Annotated in this window: 7 protein-coding genes; 5 read left to right on the plus strand and 2 right to left on the minus strand. The window is 61.4% G+C overall.

Translation table 11 applies throughout. The features are described from left to right. Window positions 1-76: 76 nt before the first annotated feature. The 5 genes from AB3226_RS05805 to AB3226_RS05825 all read left to right on the plus strand — a co-directional run bounded on the left by AB3226_RS05805 (window position 77) and on the right by AB3226_RS05825 (window position 7,613). Window positions 77-964 carry a formylglycine-generating enzyme family protein gene (locus AB3226_RS05805; protein ID WP_367372366.1) on the plus strand — a complete coding sequence of 296 codons (888 nt, stop codon included), beginning with the start codon at window positions 77-79 and terminating at the stop codon, window positions 962-964. A gap of 314 nt (window positions 965-1,278) precedes the next feature. Continuing rightward, window positions 1,279-2,928, plus strand: coding sequence for a cyclic peptide export ABC transporter (locus AB3226_RS05810; protein ID WP_367372367.1), 1,650 nt, complete (start codon window positions 1,279-1,281; stop codon window positions 2,926-2,928). A gap of 348 nt (window positions 2,929-3,276) precedes the next feature. Next, complete coding sequence (locus AB3226_RS05815) at window positions 3,277-5,757, plus strand: TonB-dependent siderophore receptor (protein ID WP_367372368.1); 2,481 nt, start codon at window positions 3,277-3,279, stop codon at window positions 5,755-5,757. A 339-nt stretch (window positions 5,758-6,096) separates the two neighbouring features. After that, window positions 6,097-6,666: a nucleotidyltransferase family protein gene (locus AB3226_RS05820; protein ID WP_367372369.1), complete on the plus strand. Its 570-nt coding sequence runs from the start codon at window positions 6,097-6,099 to the stop codon at window positions 6,664-6,666. A 587-nt stretch (window positions 6,667-7,253) separates the two neighbouring features. Continuing rightward, window positions 7,254-7,613 (plus strand): DUF6124 family protein, encoded by a 360-nt coding sequence (locus tag AB3226_RS05825; RefSeq protein ID WP_367372370.1) that lies wholly within the window; start codon window positions 7,254-7,256, stop codon window positions 7,611-7,613. Between the two features lie 197 nt (window positions 7,614-7,810). Here AB3226_RS05825 and AB3226_RS05830 read toward each other — a convergent pair whose 3' ends face one another. Both AB3226_RS05830 and AB3226_RS05835 read right to left on the minus strand, forming a co-directional pair. Continuing rightward, on the minus strand, window positions 7,811-8,767 hold the full coding sequence (locus tag AB3226_RS05830; protein WP_367372371.1) for an alpha/beta hydrolase: 957 nt from the start codon (window positions 8,765-8,767) through the stop codon (window positions 7,811-7,813). A 74-nt stretch (window positions 8,768-8,841) separates the two neighbouring features. Further along, window positions 8,842-22,515 carry a non-ribosomal peptide synthase/polyketide synthase gene (locus AB3226_RS05835; RefSeq protein ID WP_367372372.1) on the minus strand — a complete coding sequence of 4,558 codons (13,674 nt, stop codon included), beginning with the start codon at window positions 22,513-22,515 and terminating at the stop codon, window positions 8,842-8,844. Window positions 22,516-22,519 lie beyond the last annotated feature (4 nt).

The following is a 22,519-nucleotide window of genomic DNA, read 5'->3' on the forward strand; positions in this document are numbered from 1 at the left end:
GGCATGACTGATGAGCGCGCTTCAAGTGAACAGCATTGCGCTGCGAGGCACAGTTTTCCTTTAACCGAGACGACTTATGAAAACGCTGCATATGCCCTCTTCCCTGCGAAACCTATCGGCCCTGGCACTGACCGCACTGCTCGCCGGTCTGCTGCCCGGCGCCGCCCAGGCCGCGAACCCGCCTGCTCCCGGCAAGGTGTTCAAGGACTGCAAGGACTGTCCGGAAATGGTCGTGCTGCCCGCCGGCCGCTACACCATGGGCACGCCAGAGGATGAAGTCGGCCACCAGCCCGATGAAGGCCCGCGGCATGAAGTGACCTTCACCCGCCCTTTCGCCATCAGCCGCTTCCAGGTACTGGTCGGCGAATGGGACGCGTACGTGCGCGCCACCGGCAACACTCCCGCCGACTTCGATGATCGCCCGGGCCGTCGCTGCACGGCCGGCAAACCCAGCTTCAAACAGACCGCACGCCACCCGGCCGTGTGCATGAACGTTGCCGAAGCCGAGGGCTACATTGCCTGGCTGTCGAAGAAAACCGGTCATGCCTATCGCATGCCCAGCGAGTCGATCCGTGAGTACGCCGCCCGCGCCGGCAGTACCGGGTCTTTCCCGTTTGCGTTCGATGCAGGCGCCGACTACCAGATCTCCAAAAACGCCAACACCTACGGCGCCGCCGACGGCTACAACTTCACCTCCCCGGCCGGCACCTTCCCGGCCAACGCCTTTGGCGTGTTCGACATGCACGGCAATGTCTACGAGTGGGTCGCCGACTGCTACCGCGAAGACTATGTCGGGGTGCCCAGCGATGGCAGTCCGTGGCTGGAGCAGAACTGCAAACGCCAGGTCATGCGCGGCAACGACTGGGGCGAAGCGCCGGTGTTTTCCCGCTCCGGCAATCGCAACAGCAGCCTGCCCACCAGCAGCGGCGACTGGCTGGGGTTTCGCGTGGTGCGTGAGCTCTGAATCCTTTGTGGCGAGGGGGCTTGCCCTGATGCCGGTCAGTTTACGGAGATCTTGAAGCTGAAGGTCCCTTGTGGCGAGGGAGCTTGCTCCCGCTCGGCTGCGCAGCAGTCGCAAAAGCCTGAGCATACGGTATGTCTGAAAAACCGTGATCGCCGGGATTGGGGCCGCTACGCGCCCCAGCGGGAGCAAGCTCCCTCGCCACAGGTCTTGTGTCTGACGCGCTATCTATTGGCGATTAAATAAACTCCGCAACCATTCGTTTTCCTTAAGTACCGGCACTCCCTCCGCACTCCGCATCGAAGCAGGAATCCTCCATGACCAAGCCAACGCGTGGGGCGATCAACGAATTGTTCGCCCTGCTCAAGCCCTTCCGGCTGATCGTCTCTGTGTCCATCGTGCTCGGCATGATCGGTGGCCTGAGCGTCACCGTGTTGCTGGCGACCATCAACAATGCCCTGCACTCCGCTGACGGCCTGACTCGCACCGTGGTGATGATTTTCGCCGGGCTGTGCGTGCTGGCGCTGCTGACCACGATTGTGTCCGACATCGGCACCAACTACGTCGGTCAGCACATCATCGCCAGGCTGCGCAAAGAGCTGGGGGAGAAAGTGCTGTCGGCGCCAATCGACCAGATCGAGCGCTACCGCAGCCACCGGTTGATCCCGGTGCTGACCCATGACGTGGACACCATCAGCGATTTCGCCTTCGCCTTCGCGCCCTTGGCGATTTCCCTGACCGTGACCCTCGGTTGCCTCGGCTATCTGGCGATGCTGTCGTGGCCGATGTTTCTGATGATGCTGGTGGCCATCGCCATCGGCACCACCATCCAGGCCATCGCGCGGGCTAAGGGCATGCGCGGTTTCTACGCGGCGCGCGCCTGCGAAGACGAGCTGCAAAAGCACTACAACGCCATCGCCGAAGGGGCCAAGGAACTGCGCATCCACCGCCCGCGGCGTCAGCGCATGTTCGTGTCCGGCATCCAGAAAACCGCCGAGAACATCTGTGATACCCAGATCCGCTCGATCAATACCTTCGTCATTGCCAAGTCGTTCGGCTCGATGCTGTTCTTCGTGGTCATCGGCCTGGCGCTGGCCCTGCAATCGTTCTGGCCCAGTTCCGACAAAGCCGTGATGAGCGGTTTTGTGTTGGTGCTGCTGTACATGAAAGGACCGCTGGAACACTTGGTCAGCACCCTGCCAATCATCAGCCGGGCGCAGATTGCGTTTCGCCGGATCGCCGAGCTCAGCGAACAATTTTCCTCCCCTGAACCGCACCTGCTGCTGGAAGACCAGGGCCATAAACCCGGCCCGGTCCACAGCCTGGAACTGAGCAACGTGCGTTACGCTTTCCCGCCGGTGGAAGGCAGCGAGCCCTTCCGCCTCGGACCGGTCAACCTGCGCATCGAGCAAGGCGACATCGTGTTCATCGTCGGTGAGAACGGCTGCGGCAAAACCACGCTGATCAAACTGCTGCTGGGTCTTTATGCACCCACCGAAGGCGAGATCCGCGTGAACGACCAGCCGATCACCGCGCTCAACCGCGATGACTACCGGCAGAACTTCACCACGGTATTTGCTGACTATTACCTGTTCGATGACCTGATTCAGGGCGACCGACAAGTGCCGCAGGATGCCACGCGCTACCTCGAACGCCTGGAGATCGCGCACAAGGTCAGCGTGCGCGACGGCGCGTTCAGCACCACCGATCTGTCCACCGGCCAGCGCAAACGCCTGGCGCTGGTCAATGCCTGGCTCGAAGAACGGCCGGTGCTGGTGTTCGACGAATGGGCGGCCGATCAGGACCCGACCTTCCGCCGCATTTTCTACACCGAACTGCTGCCCGACCTGAAGCGCCTGGGCAAAACCATCATCGTCATCTCCCACGATGACCGCTACTTCGACGTGGCCGATCAACTGGTGCGCATGGAGGCCGGCAAGGTCAAAAGCGAACTGCAACCCGCCTGACCGCCGAAGGCCGTGTAGGAGCCAGGCTTGCCGTAATGCCAGTCAGTTTAGGACTTGAACACCGCAGACCTGTGGGAGCGAGCCTGCTCGCGATAGCGGTGGCTCAGCCAATATTGATGCTGAATTTACCGCCGTCATCGCGAGCAGGCTCGCTCCCACAAGTTTGCGCGCCTTAACTGACTGGCATTGAGGCTTGTCCTTGAAAGTGCCTTCGCCCGCAAGCCTGGCTCCTACATGACCGGCATTGCCCCTAAACCGGAAAATAATTTTCCGGTTTGCCGCGACCTCCTCGTCTTAATGAGATGAATAAGAACCATTACCAACTATACCTGCCAAGGTCTTAACCTCATGTCCGCATCCCGTTTCATGCTTCGACCTCTGACCCGCGCCCTGTTAATGAGCAGCACGACCCGCTCGCGCATGACCGCCACCGGCCTCGGCCTGGCGATGACCCTGGCCATGACGCCGTATGTCCAGGCCCAGGAATGGACCCTGAACATCCCGGCCCAGCCATTGGCTCAGGCGCTGCAGACTCTCGGTCAACAGACCAATCTGCAAATCATCTACAGCCCGGAGAGCATTCAGAACCTGCGCTCCAGTGCCCTCAACGGCCGCTATCAGGAAGAGGATTCGCTCAGCGCGATGCTCAAGGGCACCGGGATTCGCCATCAACGCGACGGCAACACGGTCACGCTGCTGGCGCCGGCCACCGGCAGCGCGATGGAACTGGCACCGACCAGTATCAACGGTCAGCGATTGGGCGCGACCACCGAAGGCAGCAACTCTTACACCACCGGGGCGGTGACCATTGGCAAGGGCGAGCACTCGCTCAAGGAAACCCCGCAGTCGGTCACCGTCATCACGCGCAAGATGCTCGATGACCAGAACCTGGACACCATCGAACAGGTCATGGAAAAGACCCCGGGCATCACCGTTTACGACTCGCCCATGGGCGGCAAGTATTTCTACTCCCGCGGTTTCCGCATGACCGGCCAGTACCAGTACGACGGCGTGCCGCTGGACATCGGCAGCAGCTACGTGCAGGCCGATGCCTTCAACAGCGACATGGCGATCTATGATCGGGTCGAAGTGATGCGCGGCGCGGCCGGGATGATGAAGGGCGCCGGGGGCACCGCGGGCGCCGTGAACTTCGTGCGCAAGCGCGGCCAGGACACCCCGCACACTCAACTGTCGTTGTCTGCCGGCACATGGGACAACTACCGTGGCCAGGTCGACACCGGCGGTCCGCTGAACGACGCCGGCACCATCCGTGGCCGGGCCGTGGTGACCCAGCAGACCCGTCAATATTTCTATGATGTGGGCGCGCGCAAGGACCAGATCTACTACGGCGCGCTGGACTTCGACCTGAGCGACTACACCACCCTGGGCCTGGGCATGGCCTATGAAGACGTCGATGCCACTCCGTGCTGGGGCGGCTTGCCACGCTACGCCGATGGCAGCGACCTGAAGCTCTCTCGCTCCACGTGCCTGAACACCGCCTGGAGCAACCAGCGCAGTAAGCGAACCACCTACTTTGGCGACCTGAAACACGAGTTCAACGACAACTGGGCGCTGAAGGTCGCGGGGGTTTACTCGAAAAACACCCAGGACATGGAATACGCCTTCCCGAGCGGAACGGTACCGGTTGGCGCCACCAGCACCAATACCCTGATGATCGGCAGCATCTTTGACTACGATCAGGTCGACTACGGCCTCGATGCTTATGTGGACGGCAAGTTCGACGCATTCGGCCAAGAGCACGAGCTGATCGTCGGTGCCAACGCCAGCCGCTCCCGCAAGGATGACTTCTACGCCGTGGCCCTCCTGCCTCAGACTCAGAATGTGCTGAACCCCAATCATCACCTGCCCCAGCCGGATGAAAGTTTCTACCTGGCCAACGCCACCCGGGGCGGGCCGGTGGACATGCGGATCAAGCAATACGGCGCCTACTCCACGGCACGCCTGAAACTGGCCGATCCGCTGACCTTCGTCTTGGGCAGCCGCGTCAGCTGGTACAAATCCGAAACCGACTCCGTCTCGTTCTGGCGCGGCGAAGGCACACCGGTCAGTTCCGAGGCCAAGGAAACCGGGCAAGTCACCCCGTTCGCCGGGCTGCTGTTCGACATCAACGACAACCTGACCGTCTACACCAGCTACGCGGATATCTTCACCCCGCAAGGCAACTACAAGACCATCACCGGTTCGACGCTCAAGCCATTGATCGGCCAGAGCTATGAACTGGGGATCAAGGGTGAATGGTTCGACGGTCGCCTGAACAGCTCTTTCAACCTGTTCCGCACCGTACAGAAAGACGCAGCCCAGGATGACCCGGCCTGCCCGGACAGCAGCTGCTCGCAGAACTCCGGCAAAGTGCGCGCCCAAGGCTTCGAAGCTGAAGTCAGCGGTGAAGTCATTGACCGCCTGCAATTGCTCGCCGGCTACACCTACACCCAGACCAAGGTGCTTGAAGACGCCGACGTCAGTCAGGATGGCGTGTCGTACAACACCTATGTGCCGCGTCACGTGCTGCGGATGTGGGGCGACTATGCGCTCAGCGGCCCACTGGAACGCTTCACCGTCGGTGCCGGCGTCAATGCCCAGAGCGGCAACTACCGCACCTCGCCGAGCAGCGGCAGCAATATCACCCAGGCTGGCTATGCGGTCTGGAACGGTCGCATCGGCTACCGCATCGACGACACCTGGTCCGTGGCATTGAACGGCAAAAACCTGTTCGACAAGCGCTACTACGCCACGGTCGGTACCGAAAGTTGGGGTAACTTCTACGGTGAACCGCGCAGCTTCGTGATGTCGGTCAAGGCTGACTTCTGATTTTGCAGCGCCAATGAAAACGCCCCGCAATTGCGGGGCGTTTTTTTTGTGCGGGAAAAGCTGACGTATTTGTTTATCCGGGGGTTTGATCGTAGGTTTTAGGGTGTTCTTTCGGGCCTCATCGCGGGCAAGCCCGCTCCCACAGTGATTGGTGTCGTTCACAAATCTTTTGGCCTAAGCAGATACCTGTGGGAGCGGGCTTGCCCGCGATGAGGCCGTCCATCCACTACAAAACCCGCAGCGAGACAGATTAACTGGTGATGTTTAATCGACATCTCCCGCACACCCTATAGTCTGTAGCGCGGAAAATCGTTCTACCCAACAAGCTTGGAGGTGTCAGTGAATAACGCTTCAAGAGTCCAGACCATCATTTCAGAAGACCCCGCTCGATGGCGTCTACTCCAGCTTGTTCATTCCTTGGGGTTGCCAGACTGTTGGGTCGGTGCAGGTTTTGCCCGGAACGCGGTTTGGGACTACTTGCACGGGCGCTTCCCGTCCCCTATTTCGACCGACGTCGACGTCATCTGGTTTGATCCATCTCACTGCACTCCCTCAGATGACAGGGCTTTAGAAGCAGCTCTGCGAGATCTGGACCCGACAGTCCTCTGGTCAGTAAAAAATCAGGCGAGAATGCATGTTCAGAACGGCGATAAGCCTTACATCTCCACGACTGATGCAATGCGTTACTGGCCAGAGACAGCAACGGCAATAGCCGTCAGATTGGGAGAAGGAAACACCTGTGAGGTATCTGCCCCATTGGGGCTGGATGATCTTTTTAACCTGATCATCAGGCCCACTTGGAAATTTACCGAAGAAAAAAAGGCGATGTACAAAGAGCGCTTGAAGTCCAAGGGGTGGACGACAACGTGGCCTCGACTCAGGCAAGAGCCTGGTCTATCAGAAAGATGACTTAACCAGATGCTTACTGGTTTTTAGCGAGAAAGCGGACGCATTCGTTTATCCGGTGGTTTGACCCTGGGTTTGAGGGTGTTCTTTCGGGCCTCATCGCGGGCAAGCCCGCTCCCACAGTGATTGGTGTCGTTCACAAATCCTTTGGCCTAAGCAGATACCTGTGGGAGCGGGCTTGCCCGCGATGAGGCCGGTACAGCCACCACAAGGCTCAGTGTCAGACCGCTAAACAAGCACTGTTTAAACGACACTTCCAGATACTCACTCAGGCTACACATTCTTGCGCCGTTGCCTACGACTACGCCAGAATCCGCCGGCTAGTGCACCTGTGGCCCGGGCTGTATCGTTTTCCGGTCGCTGACGAATTCAGCGATCGGGTTTAGCGACCCGGATCATTCGAAGTGCATCAGTGTCCCAGACTTCATTGCAGGCTTTTTAACGTCTGCAATTACGTTATGGCGGCTGTATGCGGGAGACCTTCGGGTCTACCGGGTGCCTTTGACCGGTTCGCTAACCTGCATACAGCCGCCACCTTTGTTTGTTTAGCGACAGGTTCTGGTGGTGCTTTTCTACAAAGGAGCTTCACCATGTTCAAACCAACGCCAAATCCTCCGGAAACCGACGACGTTTCCCCCTATGAATCCCTCGATTCCAAAAAACTCAACGAAGCCGCCGACCGCGCCCTCGATTACTACCTCAAACCGGTCATCCCCAAAGACATCCCGCGCAAACCCAGCACCATTTACCACGTCGGCGCCGAGGTCGATAACGAAACCCTGCTGGTCAACGCCTGCGAATCCCTGGCGTCAGCGAGCATGATGCTCACTGAGTTCGCCGGATTGATGGACATGCCCCATCGCAATATGATGTTGGGGATTCAATCGGTGGTCATGCTCGGCGAGCTGGCGGTGAATCGGGTGCTGGATAACCTCGATCCACGAGGCTAACGAGGAACCTGTGGCGAGGGAGCTTGCTCCCGTTCGGCTGCGCAGCAGTCGCAAAGCCTGAGCATGCGGTATGTCTGAAAAACCGTGATTGCCAGAATTGGGGCCGCTTCGCAGCCCAGCGGGAGCAAGCTCCCTCGCCACAGGGGGTGTGTCGGGTCAAAAGCTGCGACCTTTTGACTGCTTCGCAGTTTCCATGCTCAGCCCAAATGCCGACTCAGCGCCCGACTCAAGCTTTCATGCACGCTCAGCACATCTGGCATGACCGAGGCCAACCTAAGCAAGTCATGAGTCAAACCCGGGCAATATTCGAGTTCGACACTCACCCCCTGCGCGCGCAGTTTATCGACGTAGGCCTGGCCTTCATCGAGCAACGGATCGAACCCGGCCAGCAGCACAATCGCCGGCGCCACACCGCGCAGGTCCTCAGCCAGCAACGGTGAGAAGCGCCAGTTCAGCAGGTCTTCGGGGCTGCGGGCGTAGTGCTGGTAAAACCAGTCCAGCGTGTCGTTTTCCAGCAAATACCCCTCACTGAACAACAAGCGCGAATCGTGAGTGCGCGACGCATCAGTGACCGGATAACACAGCAGTTGCACCTTGGGGACGATGGCCACGGTGTGTGGCTGAACCACCGCTTGCAAGGCCAGCACCGTCGCCAATGTGGCACCGGCACTGTCGCCGCCGAACGCGACGCGTCCAGCATCCAGCCCCAGGGCCAGCGCCTGTTCCGCCAGCCAGGACAAGGCGTCTTCACCGTCCTCCAGCGCCGTCGGGAAACGATGCTCCGGCGCCAGCCGATAGCCAACCGACAACACCGCGCACGGCGTACGTCGGCAGAATTCGCGGCAGACTCCGTCATGGGAGTCCAGGCTGCCCACTACAAAACCACCGCCATGGAAGTACACCAGCACCGGCATCGACGCCGTCGTCCCGCTCGGGCGATACAAACGCAACGCCAGCGGCGCACTGTCCCGCGCCGTGGTGTTGACCTCCAGCACATCAATATCCTGAGGAGCATTCCAGCGCAATTGCACGGTGGTTTGTTCGAAGATCGCCCGCGCCTCGGCCGGTGTCATTTGATGCAGCGCCGGCAGGCCTGCGTCCTGGCCGTCTTGCGCCAGGTCGAGGAAGGCTTCCAGATCAGGGTGTAACGACATCGAAAGAATCCTTATGTCCGTAAAAAAGGGGCGTGCCCAAGCAACGCCCCCAGCAATGATTAGAACCCCGGCTCTCAGCCCACTCGCGCCATGCAATGCTCGATCAACGCCTCAAGCTCGCGTTGATAATCCTGCATGAACGACTCCATGGTGCTGGCTCGATAACGCTGGGTGCTGTAGATGCAGCGCAGCGCCAACTGACCGTCGTACACCTGGCCGACAACCTCCAGCCAGTTACCCAGATTGGCCTGCAGGCTGTAGTTGTCGCCGGTTTCTTCCAGCGCCGGCACCAGCAGCGCTTGCTCGTCGAAGCTCTGGTCGAACTGGCCCAGATAGTTGAACGTCACCCGTGCCTGCGGCAGGTCGGCCAACTGGCGGGCCAGTTGCGGGCCGGCCAGATGACGCAACACGCCGTAGCCGATGCCCTTCTGCGGGATGGCCGCCAACTGCGCCTGCACGTTGACAATCGACGCGCCGATGTCCGCGCTGTCTGGGGTGAGCCGTACCGGGAACATGCTGGTGAACCAGCCCAGGCTGCGACTCAGGTCGATGTTCTCGAACAGGTCCTCGCGGCCGTGCCCTTCCAGCAAAATCAGCGCCGACGGTTGTTCGCTCCAGCGACACAACGCCCGGCTCAGGGCCGACAACAGCAAATCATTGATCTGCGTGCGATAGACCGCCGGCGCCTGCTTGAGCAATTGTTCGGTGTGCTCGCGGGACAACTTGAGCCGCGCCTGAGCCTGGTGACGCACCTGATTCTTGCCGCGACGGTTGTCGCACGGCAGGTCGACGCTCGGCTGGTCCAGTTGCTCCAGCCAGTAGCCCAATTCCTGCTCGGCAATCACCGGCGCCTGCGCCTGCAGGGCTTCGGCAAATGCGCGATAGCTGCTGGTGCGGATCGGCAGTTGCGGTTCGATGCCCATCACGCAAGCCTCGTAGGCCACCTTCAAGTCGTCGAGCAGAATCCGCCACGACACGGTGTCGACCACCAGATGGTGGATGACCATCAACAGCCGCGCCTGGCCGTCCGGCAAGGCGATGTGCACCACACGCCAGGCCGGTCCATCGTCGAGTTTGAGGCTGCGCTGAGTCAGGTTGGCCAAGGCTTCTACCTGCTCGCTGCTCTCGACTTCACGGCGCCACAGCACCGGCTCGCGGCGTTCGGTCGGTGCGGCATAGCGCTGCAACCAGCGCCCGCCTTCCTGACAGAAGCGCAGGCGCAAGGTGTCGTGGTGGTTTTCGATCCAGCCCAGCGCTTGCTCCAGGGCATCCAGATCCAGCGTCTGACGCGCACTCAGCAAAAACGACTGGTTGTAGTGATGAGACTCGGCCATGCCTTCGGCAAAGAACCACTCCTGGATCGGCAGCAGATTGAACAACCCTTCACTGGCCACATGGGTGAGGTCCACCGACGGTTGCGCGGTGCTCGCCTTGACCACGTCCTGTTCGACGATGCCGGCGATGGTCTGGTAGCGCATCAGATCGCGCAGCTTGAGTTCCATCTGCAGGGTCGGGTGGTTCCTGACCCGGGAAATCACTTGCAGGCTCAGGATCGAGTCGCCGCCCAGTTCGAAGAAGTTATCGCTGATACCGACCTGCTCCACCTGCAACACCTGCGACCAGATCTCCGCCAGCAGTTCTTCCTGCTGATTGCGCGGGGCGACATATTCCTCACTTTTGAATTCCGGCTCGGGCAATGCCTTGCGGTCAAGCTTGCCGTTGGGGGTGATCGGGAAGGCACTGAGGCAAACGATCTGCGCCGGCACCATGTATTCAGGCAAGGTGGTGCGCAGACCGGCCTTGAGTTCATCGCACAGCGCCTTATCATCCAAGTGCTGCCCGGCATCGGTGACGACATAACCGATCAGTTGCTTGCCGGAGGCGTTGTCCCGGGCGATCACCAAGGCGTCGCTGACCTGCGCCAGTTGCCGCAGGCTGGCCTCGACTTCACCGAGCTCGATGCGGAACCCGCGCACCTTGACCTGATGGTCGATGCGGCCGACGTAATCGACCACGCCGTCCTGACGCAAGCGCACCAGGTCGCCGGTGCGGTACAGCCGCTCGCCACTGGCAAACGGGTTGGGCACGAAGCGTTCGCAGGTCAGGTCTGGCCGACCGTGATAACCACGGGCAACCCCGTAGCCACCGATGTACAACTCGCCGGCAAACCCGGGCGGCAGCGGATTCAGTTCTTCATCCAGCACATACAGGGAACGCGCACCCACCGCCCGGCCGATCGGCGCATAAGCCGCTTCACACTGCTGGCTCACCGGCACTTTCCACAGCATCGGCGTGACCACGGTTTCCGTCGGGCCGTAGCCGTTGGTGAAGTACTCGGGACGCAGCGCTGCCTTGACCTGTTCGAAGGTCTGGTCTGGCACCGCGTCGCCGCCGAAGCAATAGATGCGCACCGGTGGCGGTGCGATACCGCTGGCTGCGGCGTACTCGGCCAGTTGCTTGAGGTAGGCCGGCGGGAAGCAGGCGATGGTCACGCCATACTCGTGCAGCGCTTGGTAAGTCTGCTCCGGCGTCCACAGGCAACCGTCCCGCACCACCAGCCGACCGCCGCTGTACAGCGTACTCAACCAGCGCTCATGAGCACCGTCGAAGGCGAACGACATGAAGTGCAGTTCGCAACTGCGGGTGTCCATTTCATACAGTTTGGCGATGGCCTGACAGTGCATGCTCAGTGGTCCTTGGGTAACCGCCACACCTTTTGGCCGCCCGGTAGAACCCGAGGTGTAAACCAGATAAGCCAGCCCTTGCTCCAGCACGCGACACACCGGCGCCTCATCGGCATAACGGGACTCGTCGAGGTGATCCAGCTCAAGGCGCAACAGACCCTCGGGCGCCGGTAACGTCGTTCGCAGGCTGCTCTGGGTCAGCAGCAGCGCCATGCCCGAATCTTCGATCATGTACGCCAGACGCTCCGGCGGATAATCGATGTCCAGCGGCACATACGCAGCGCCGCTTTTGAGCACGGCGAGGAAGCTGACGACCATTTCCAGCGAACGCGGCAGTGCCACGCCGATCACCACTTCCGGCCCCGCGCCATGCTCGATCAAGCAATGGGCCAGACGATTGGCCCGGCGTTCCAGTTCGCCGTAGCTCAGGCTCAGCCCGGCACATTGCACCGCAATGGCTTCAGGCTGAGTCAGTGCGTGTCGACTGATCAGCTCCGGCAACAACTGCGGCTGATGATCCGCTGGCGGTTCGGCGCTCCAGGTTTGCATCGCCTGCCATTGTTCAGGCGACAGGCGCTGCAGGTTACCCAGCCGTTCGTCAGGCGCGCGCATCATCGCCTCGAGGGTGTTTTCCAGGGTCAGGCGAATTCCTTCCACCGCCTCAGCATTGAAGTGGCTGCGCAGGTACAGGTACTCAATTGATAGTTCGTCGCCGAGCGTCACCGCCAGGTCCATCGGCACGTTCGTCACGTCATGGCCGATGGATTTGCCGAAGCTCAGGCCGGTATCGTTGTCCTCTTGCAGGCGATCGTCGATCGGGTAGTTCTCGAACACGATAATGCTGTCGAACAGCGCCTGCCCGCCCAGGCCGGACCAGCGTTGCACGTCCGCCAACGGAGCCTGGGAATGGTCGCGGATATCCAGGTTGTACGCCTGGATCCGGTTCAGCCAGTCTGCCAGAGGCTGATCCGGTTCCAGCGTTTGAATGATCGGCAAGGTGTTGATGAACAGACCCAGCATGTTGCCGACATTGGGCAAACTCTCGGGACGCCCGGACACCGTGGCCCCAAAGGTCACGGTGTTTTTCCCGGTGTAGCGCTGCAACAGCAGCAACCATGCGCCCTGGATCAACGTGTTCGGCGTAATCCGCAGATCGCGGCAGAACTGCAGCAGACGATCGGTCTGTTGCGCGTCCCAATGGGAGTAAATGGCGTTGTGGCCAGGTTCATCGGACACATGCCGTGGATGGATGGCCTGGCTCAACGCCGTCGCCTCGTTGACCGGGGCCAGCCGGGCTTTCCAGAACAGCTCCCGGGCGTCCTGGTCCTGGGTTTGCAACCAGGCAATGAAGTCGCGGTAGCGGCCGTTTTCTGCGCTGATTTCACCCTTGGCGTAGTGCTGGATCACCTCACCAAACAGCCGCGAACTGCTCCAGCCGTCCATCAAGATGTGGTGACTGGTCCAGACCATCTGATACTGATCTTCAGTGCTGCGAATCAACAACACTCGCTGCAGTGGCGCCTGGGTCAGCTCGAAGCCTCGCGCGCGGTCCTCGGCGGCCCGCGCGGCGATGTCCGCCTCGCTGGCGTCGCGATCGCGCCAGTCGAGCACCTGCAAATCGAGCGTCGCCTGACGCTGGACTATTTGCAGCGGTTTGGCCAAGCCATCGTGCCAATGGAAGCTGGTGCGCAGGATGGCCTGACGCGCGATGACCGCCTCCCAGGCCTTGCGGAAACGCTCAACATCCAGACCGCCCACCGGCAAACTGATCTGATTGACGTACAGGCTCGAACCATTGTCCGACAAGGTGTGGAACAGCATGCCCTCTTGCATCGGCGACAGCGGATAAATGTCTTCGATCCGGGACGGGGCTACCGGCAAGGCGTCCAGTCGGGCCTGATCCAGATGCGCCAACGGGAAGTCCGACGGTGTGACTCCATGGCTGTCCGGGTGGCAGCAATGCTCGATCAGCAGCTCCAGTTCCCGGGCGTACTCCTCGGCCAGGCGTTCGATGGTCGAGGCATTGAACATGTGCGTGCTGAATGACCAGCCAACACTCAACTCGCCGCCGTACACTTGGCCATTGAGCGTCAGCCAGTTACCCAGCAGCGCATCGTTACTGTGCTCTGCGCCCTTGACCTCATCGGCCGGCACAAACAAGGCACCGCTCTGGCTATCGAAGCTACCATCGAACTGGCCCAGGTAGTTGAAGGTGATACGCGGTGTCGGCAGGGTCCGCAGCGACGCCTGGCAAGCCTCGTCACCCAGATAACGCAGCACACCGTAACCAATGCCACGATCCGGAATCGCGCGCAGTTGCTCCTTGATTTGCTTGATCGAGCCGGCCAGCTCCTGGGTCGGGGTCAATTTGACCGGGAACAGGCTGGTGAACCAGCCTACGGTGCGGGTCAGATCGAGGTCGTCGAACACATCTTCACGACCATGGCCTTCGAGCTGAATCAGCACCGACGACTGTTCGCTCCAACGGGCGATCACCCGTGCCAGCGCCGTCAGCAACAGGTCGTTGACCTGTGTGCGGTAAGCCGCCGGGGTCTGTTGCAGCAGACGTCGGGTCAAGGTCGGGTTCAGGCGACTGTAAAGCGTCAAGGCATGGCGGCTCTGCAGGCTACCCTGGGGGTTATCTTGCGGCAGCGGCGCGCCGTCCGAGCGCTGCGCCTGCCAGTAAGGCAGTTGTCCAAGCAGCGATTCACTGCGGGCGTGACGTTGCAATTGCTCCGCCCAATGCTTGAAGGACGTGGTCTTGGCCGCCAATGCCAACGGTTCGCCGGCCAGTAACTGGCGGTAGCTGCCCTGCAAATCCTCCAGCAGGATCCGCCACGACACACCATCGACCACCAGGTGATGAACGATCAACAACAAGCGCTGTTCGCCCTCAGGCAAATCGAACAATACCGCGCGCAACAACGGGCCTTGTTGCAGATCCAGGCTGCGTTGGGCGTGTTCGGCGACGCGTTCCAGGTGGGCGGCGTCACTGACCGATTCCAGCCACAACGGCGACAGGCGCTGTTGTTCCACGGTCCGATAGCTCGCCGACCAGCTGCCTGGGGTTTGTGTAAAGCCCAGGCGCAGGCCATCGTGATGATCGATCAGCGCGTGCAAGGCCTGCTCAAGCGGCGCAGCCATCAGAGGGTTCAACGGTTTGAGCAGCACCGACTGATTCCAGTGATGACGCTGCGGCAAGGGTTGTTCGAAGAACCATTGCTGAATCGGCAGCAACGGCGTCTCACCTGTCACCGGGCCTTGATCGGTTGGCGCCAGGGCTTTGCCGAGTTGCGCGACAGTGGCCAGCCCCTGGACAGTCTGCTGCTGGAACAGATCCTTGGGCGTGAAGCTGATTCCCTGCTGACGCGCCCGGCTCACCACCTGAATGGAGATGATCGAGTCGCCGCCCAGGGTGAAGAAGTTGTCGGTCACGCCGACCCGTTCGAGTTTCAGAATGTCTTGCCAGATCCCGGCAATCTGCTGTTCCAGCGCGGTGCGCGGTGCCACGTAATCGCGTTGCAGCTGGTTGGCGTCCGGGGTCGGCAAGGCTTTGCGGTCGAGTTTGCCGTTGGGGGTCAGCGGCAATTGTTCAATGAACAGCCATTGCGCCGGCACCATGTAATCCGGCAGGTGCGCCTTGAGTCCGACCTTGAGCGCTTCGCTCAGATCGTCCTGCTGTTGCGGGCTCAGATCAGCCTGCATCGGCACCACATAAGCCGCCAGTTGCTGGCCACTATGACCTTCCACCGCCAGCACCACGCCTTCGCGCACGCTGTCGTGGGCCAGCAGGCGCGCTTCGATTTCACCCAGTTCGATACGGAACCCGCGCACCTTGACCTGATGATCGATGCGGCCGACGTATTCGATCAGGCCGTCATCACGCAAACGGGTCAGGTCGCCGGTGCGGTACATCCGCTCGCCATTGCTGGCCAGCGGGTTGGGCACAAAGCGCTCGGCGGTCAGGCCCGGACGGAACAGATAGCCACGGGTAATGCCGTCGCCGGCCAGGTACAGCTCGGCAGCAACGCCAATCGGCGCGGCCTGCAACTGGGCATCGAGCAAGTGCGCGGTGGTGTTCACCAGCGGCCGGCCGATGTTCGCTTGGCCGCCGGCTTCGCGACGGGTGCAGGTCGAATAGGTGGTGTCTTCCGACGGCCCGTACAAATCGTAAACGTGTTCGACCGAAGTCTCGCGGTACAGAGTGTCCACCAGGCCTTGCTTGAGCGGTTCACCCGCAAGATTGATGATGCGCACACCTGAAGGGATCTGCCCGGCGCGCTGCAAGGCCGCGATGGCCGACGGCACGGTGTTGATCAGGCGCACCTGATCGCGCTCCGGCAGGTCCGGCAATTCCAGGGCGTTGCGCGCCATGATGATCGAGCCACCGCGGGCCAGAGTGACGAAAATTTCCCACACCGACAGGTCGAAGCACACCGAAGTCGAGGCCAGCACGCCTTGCAGATCTTCCTCGCTGTACACCTCGTGCGACCAGTGGATCAACGCCTGCACGTTGCGATGAGCAATCGCCACGCCTTTGGGTTTACCGGTGGAACCGGAGGTATAAATCACATAAGCCAGGTTGGCGGAGTCGATCCGGCCCTCAAGGTTGTGCGGCGCGAGGTCGGTAAAGGCCTGCCCGCCCGCCTCGACCCACACCACTTGGGCTTGGGTCTCGGGCAATTGCGACAGCAAATGCGGCTGCGTCAGCAACACCCGCGCCTGACTGTCGTCGAGCATGTAGGCCACGCGATCCGCCGGGTAGTCCGGGTCCAGCGGCACGTAGGTGCCACCGGCCTTGAGCACTGCCATCAAGGCAATCACCAGCTCGGCGGAACGGGGCATCGCCACGCCCACGCGGATTTCCGCACCGACACCCAGCGTTTGCAGATGACGGGCCAGTTGATTGGCGCGGCGATTGAGTTCGCCATAGGTCAGCTCGGCGCCGGCATGCCGCAAGGCAATCGCCTGTGGCCGAGCTTCGACCTGGGCTTCAAAGCCCTGATGGATCAAGGCTTGGGCCGGGTACGCTGCGTGATGGTCATTCCATTCGGCCAGCGTGCGCAGCTCGGTCGCCGGCAACAGGCCGATCTCACCCAGCAAACGTTGCGGTGCGTCGAGGAACTGGCGCAGCACTTCTTCCAGATGAGCGGCCAGGCCGACAATGCTGCGCTCGGCGAAGTGCTCGGTGAGATAGTTGAAGTCCAGGCTCAACACCTCGCCGGCACCGGCAATCAGCGTCAGGCCGTAGTTGGTTTGCTCACGGTGTTCGAGACCGCTGAAACGCAAGCCGCCCGGATTGGCCTCCAGGGTGTCGGACACCGGGTAGTTTTCGAACACCAGCAAGGTGTCGAACAACGCTTCGCCGTTGAGCGCGGCCAGGCGTTGAATGTCTTGCAACGGCGTCTGTTCGTAATCACGCAGCAGCAGGTTCTTGTCCTGCACGCTGCGCACCCAGTCGCTGACACTGCAGGTCGCTGGCGGGCTGGCGATCACTGGCAGGGTATTGATGAACAGGCCCAACTGTTGCTCGATGCCCGGCAGGTCCACCGGGCGACCGGACACCGTCGCGCCGAACGCGACACTGCTCTGCCCGGTATAGCGCTGCAACACCAGCAGCCACGCGGCTTGCACCAAACTGTTGAGCGTCACTTGCTGCTGGCGCGAAAAACCGTTGAGGCGCTGGGTAAAGGCTGCGTCAAAGGTCAGCTTATGCACGCCTTTGCCGGGGCCGGGCACGGTTTGCCCGTGGCAGGCCGAGGCCAGCCGCGTCGGTTCGTCCAGTTCGGCCAATTGCCCGCGCCAGAAGGCTTGCGCCGCGTCCTTGTCCTGGCGTTGCAGCCAGGCCAGGAAGTCGCGATAACGGCCCTGCGCACTCGGCACCGGATGCCCGGCGTAATCCTGCAGCACTTCGCCAAACATCCGCGAGTTGCTCCAGCCGTCCATGAGAATGTGGTGGCAAGTGAAGATCAGACGATGACGGTCATCGGCGGTGCGCAACAGGCACAGGCGCAGCAGCGGCGGATTCTGCAAGTCGAAACCGCGTTCGCGATCAGCCAAGGCACGGGCCTCAAGCACGGCTTGCAGATCCGGTTCGTCGCGCACATCCACTTCCGGCATTTCCAGGGTCAGCTGGCGATAGATCACTTGCAGCGGTGTATCGAGGCCCTCGCGCCCCCAGATGAAACCGGCGCGCAGCACTTCATGACGGTCCACCACCCGCTGCCACGCTTGCTGGAAGCGCGGTACATCCAGACCGTCGATATCCAGCAGCATCTGATAGACGTAAGCGCTGGCGTCGGCGTCGTACAGGCTGTGGAACAGAATGCCCTGCTGCATCGGCGCCAGCGGGTAAATGTCCTCGATCCGCTGCGCGGCGATTGGCAGGCTGTCCAGATGCGTTTGGGACAACCCGGCCAACGGCACATCGGAAGGGGTCAGGCCACCGCTCGGATGGCTAAGGCAATGGTCGATCAACTCGCCCAGCGCAACTTCATAAGCGCGAGCCAGGGCGTTGATGGTCGCCTCTTCGAACACGTCACCGCTGTAAGTCCAGGTCAGGCTCAATTGCCCTTGGTAGACGCGACCGTCGATGGTCAGCCAGTTGCTCATCGGCGCCTGTTCGTCCTGCCCGGCGCCCTTGTCTTCGGTGGCCGGCACCCACAGGGCGCCTTCGTCGAAGTTGTTATCGAACTGCCCCAGGTAGTTGAACGTCACCTTGGGTTGGGACAAACCGCTCAGGGCTGCCTGCGCAGCGTCGCTGCCCAGATACCGCAGCAAGCCAAAGCCGATGCCTTTGTTCGGGATCGAGCGCAGTTGTTCCTTGATGCCCTTGATGGACGCTTCGAGGCTGGCCTGCGGAGTCAGGCGCACCGGGAACATGCTGGTGAACCAGCCCACGGTGCGGCTCAGGTCGAGGTCATCGAACAGGTCTTCGCGGCCATGCCCTTCGAGCTGCACCAGAGCGCTGTCGGAGGCGGTCCATTCACACAAAACCCGGGCCAGTGCGGTCAACAGCAAATCGTTGACCTGAGTGCGATACACCGCCGGCGCCTGTTGCAGCAGTTGCCGGGTGCGCTCGGCATCCAAACGGGTATCGACGCTGCGCTCGAAACGGTTCTGCAGTTGTCCTTGGGGGTTGTCCAGCGGCAAGTCCGCCGGCGCTTCGCTCAGTTGCCCGCGCCAGTAATCCAGCTCGGTTTCCAGCCCGGCGCTGCGCGCATAACCTTGCAGGCGTTCGCCCCAATCCTTGAACGCCGTGGTCTTGGCCGGCAGGCGCAACGGCGTGCCGGCGCTCAATTGCTGATAAGCAGTTTGCAGGTCTTCCAGCAGGATCCGCCACGACACACCATCGACCACCAAATGGTGGATCACCAACAGCAGTCGCTGGCTGGCATCGGGCAAGTCCACCAGGGCCGCACGAATCAACGGGCCGTCGCTCAGGTTCAGGCTGCGCTGCAACGCCAGGCACAGCGCCGGCAAAGCCTCGCTGTCTGGCAACGCCACAGTGCGCAACAGTGTGTTCGGCTGATCGACGGCGGCATGTTCCTGCACCCAGCCGCCTGCGGTTTGGCGATAGCGCAGACGCAAGGCATCGTGATGCCGTTGCAGATGTTCCAGAGCCTGCTCCAGCGCAGCCGCTTGCAGAGGCTCGGCGGGGGTCAGCAGGATCGACTGGTTCCAGTGCTGACGCTGAGGAATCTCGGTGGCGAAAAAGTACTGTTGAATCGGGGTCAGCACGGCAGCGCCGAGCACATCACCTTGCATCGCCTGCACCGCATCGCTCTGCTGTGCGACGGTGGCCAGGCGTTGTACGGTCTGGTGCTGGAAGATGTCTTTGGGCGAGAAGCGGATGCCCGCCTGACGCGCCCGGCTGACCACCTGAATCGAGATGATCGAATCGCCGCCCAGTTCGAAGAAATTGTCGTTGAGGCCGACCCGCTCGACTTTCAACACGTCCTGCCAGATCTCGGCCAGACGCTGTTCGAGTTCACTGCGCGGTGCCGCGTAAGCCTCTTGCACCAGGCTCACATCAGGGTTGGGCAATTGCTTGCGATCGAGCTTGCCGTTGGCCGTCAGCGGCAGACGGTCGAGGAACACCCAGCTGACCGGCACCATGTAGTCCGGCAGGGTTTCACGCAATTGCGCCTTGATCGAATCGCGCAAGCCGGCATGGGCGTCCGCGTCCAGTGGTTCGCTCGGCACGATCCACGCGGCCAATTGCTGCCCACTGAGCCCTTCGACCGCCAGCACCACGGCTTCACGTACCGCGCCATGGTTGAGCAATTGGGTTTCTATTTCCCCCAGCTCGATACGGAAACCGCGAATTTTCACTTGATGGTCGATACGGCCGATGTACTCGATCACCCCATCGCCGCGCAGCCGCGCCAGGTCGCCGGTGCGGTACAAACGTTCACCAGCCTGAGGATTGAACGGGTCCGGAACGAACCGGGTGGCGCTCATGCCCGGCTGGTTCAAATACCCCCGCGCAAGCCCGGCCCCGGCGATGTACAACTCGCCGATACAGCCTTGGGGCACCAGGTTCAACGCGTCGTCGAGCAAGTACCACGACAGGTCGACAATCGGCTCGCCGATCGGGCTGCTGTGGGTCTGTTGCAAGTCCGCCATGGACAGCGGGCGATAGGTCACATGCACGGTGGTTTCGGTGATGCCGTACATGTTGATCAGGGTCGGCGCACGATCACCGAAACGCTCGAACCAGGGACGCAAACTCTGCACTTCCAGCGCTTCGCCGCCAAACACCACGTAACGCAGCGCATGGTTGCGCGACGAAGCACTGGCTACTTGCATCAGCGGTTTGAACGCCGACGGCGTCTGGTTCAGAACGGTGACTTGTTCATCACAGAGCAAGGTGTAGAACTCTTCCGGCGAACGGGTGACGTCGTGGGGCACCACCACCAGTTTGCCGCCATGAAGCAGCGCGCCGAAAATTTCCCAGACCGAGAAGTCGAACGCGTAGGAATGGAACAGAGTCCAGCTGTCCTCGGGGCCGAAACCGAACCAGTGATCGGTGGCGCTGAACAGGCGAATGACATTGCCATGGGGCAGCAACGCGCCTTTGGGCTTGCCGGTGGACCCGGAGGTGTAAATCACATACGCGAGGTTGTCCGCGGTGGTTAGGCACGGCGGATTGGCCGTGCTGCTTTCCGGTAGCGGTTGATTCAGGTCCAGGCAGGCCAGTCCCGGTGGAATCGGTAGCTGCGCCAAGAGGTGGCCCTGGGTCAGCAACAGCTCGATCCCGCTGTCCTCGATCATGTAGCGCAAACGGTCGTCGGGGTAGCTCGGGTCCAGCGGTACATAAGCGCCACCGGCCTTCAGCACAGCGACAATGGCGACGATCATGTCCAGCGAACGCTCAACCGCCACGCCCACTCGAACATCGGGGCCGACGCCACGGGCAATCAGCTGATGCGCCCATTGGTTGGCCTGTTGATTGAGTTCGGCGTACGTCAGCCGTTGCCCGGCGAACACCACCGCCGGCGCCTGCGGACGACGCTCGGCTTGAGCCTCGATCAACTGATGAATGCACTGGCTGACCGGATGCACCACCGGGCTTGGGTTCCAGTGTGCGAGCAGTTGCTGTTGCTGCGCATCATCAAGCACTGGCAGTTGGGCAATGCGCTGAGTCGGGTCCTGAACGATCGCCCGCAGCAAGTTGCGCCAATGCTGCGCCAGACGCTCGATGGTCGCAGGCTCGAACAGGTCGGTGGCGTATTTGAGCACCGCTTCAATGCCATGGGCCTGCTCGGTGGTGTTCAGCACCAGATCGAATTGCGCGGTTGCGCTTTGCCATTCCAGCGGTTCAATGCTCAAGCCGTTCAAGCGCGTCTCGACACTGATCCGGCTTTCGGCCTGATGATTGAACATCACCTGGAACAACGGGCTGTGACTCAGGCTGCGTCCCGGCTCCAGGGCTTCCACCAGTTGTTCGAACGGCAGGTCCTGATGCGCCTGGGCTTCCTGTGCGGTTTGCCGAACCTGGCGCAGCAAATCGACGAAGCTGGCTTGCCCGTCGACGTCCGCCTTGAGCACCTGGGTGTTGACGAAAAAACCGATCAGACGCTCGATCTCCACGCGCCCGCGGTTGGCCACCGGCACACCGACGCGGATGTCAGTTTGGCCGCTGTAGCGGTACAACAAGGTCTGGAACGAGGCCAGCAACAGCACGAACAGCGTGACGTTTTCCCGTCGGGCGAAAGCCTTGAGGCTGTCGCTCAGCACCGGGTCCAGAATCAGGTTGTGGCTGGCCCCGGCAAAACTCTGCTCCACCGGACGCGCACGGTCGGTGGGCAACTCCAACACTGGTTGCTCGCCGCCGAGCTTATGTTGCCAGTAGGCCAGTTGACGTTCCTGTTCGCCGGCCTCCATCCACTGCCGCTGCCACAGGGCGTAGTCGGCGTATTGAATCGGCAGGGCCGGCAGCCCAGCGTCATGCCCGAGGTTGAAACCGGCATACAACTGCACCAGCTCCTCGATCATCACCTGCAACGACCAACCGTCCGACACGATGTGGTGCAGGGTCAGCACCAGCACGTGATCATGCGGGGTGACTTGCAGCAGGGCCGCGCGCAACAGCGGGCCGGTCTGCAAATCGAAAGCTTGCTGGCTCTGGGTCTGGACGAAGGCCTGGATCGACGCCTGCGGGTTTGCCGCCAGTTCAGGGCTCAGCTCGTGAATATCCAGGGCAAACAATCCTGCGGGCAGGATCGTTTGCAAGGGTTGCCCGGCGTCTTGAGTGAACACCGTGCGCAAGGTTTCGTGACGTTCGACCAGCGCCTGGACGCTGCGCTGCAACGCGGCCACATCCAGCGGGCCCTGCAAGCGCAGGGCCGTCGGAATGTTGTAGGCCGCGCTGTGCGGCGCCCATTGCCAGAGAAACCACTGGCGCTGTTGAGCGTAGGACAGCAACAACGGTTCTTCAGCCGTGCGCTTGAAAACCGGGGCAATGTCAAAAAGGTTGACGCCTTTCTGCTTGAGCAGAACCGCCAGAGCCTTTCTTTGCTTAGCCGAAAGTTGTCCTACCGACTCGATTAACTCTTGCACGCGT

The sequence above is a fragment of the Pseudomonas lini genome, from assembly GCF_964063345.1.
GTDB classification, from domain to species: domain Bacteria; phylum Pseudomonadota; class Gammaproteobacteria; order Pseudomonadales; family Pseudomonadaceae; genus Aquipseudomonas; species Aquipseudomonas lini_B.

Bases quoted from the DNA above. Each gene is read 5' to 3' on its own strand.
- AB3226_RS05805 (WP_367372366.1), top strand. From the start codon at position 77: ATGAAAACGCTGCATATGCCCTCTTCCCTGCGAAACCTATCGGCCCTG.
- AB3226_RS05810 (WP_367372367.1), top strand. From the start codon at position 1,279: ATGACCAAGCCAACGCGTGGGGCGATCAACGAATTGTTCGCCCTGCTC.
- AB3226_RS05815 (WP_367372368.1), top strand. From the start codon at position 3,277: ATGTCCGCATCCCGTTTCATGCTTCGACCTCTGACCCGCGCCCTGTTA.
- AB3226_RS05825 (WP_367372370.1), top strand. From the start codon at position 7,254: ATGTTCAAACCAACGCCAAATCCTCCGGAAACCGACGACGTTTCCCCC.
- AB3226_RS05830 (WP_367372371.1), bottom strand. From the start codon at position 8,767: ATGTCGTTACACCCTGATCTGGAAGCCTTCCTCGACCTGGCGCAAGAC.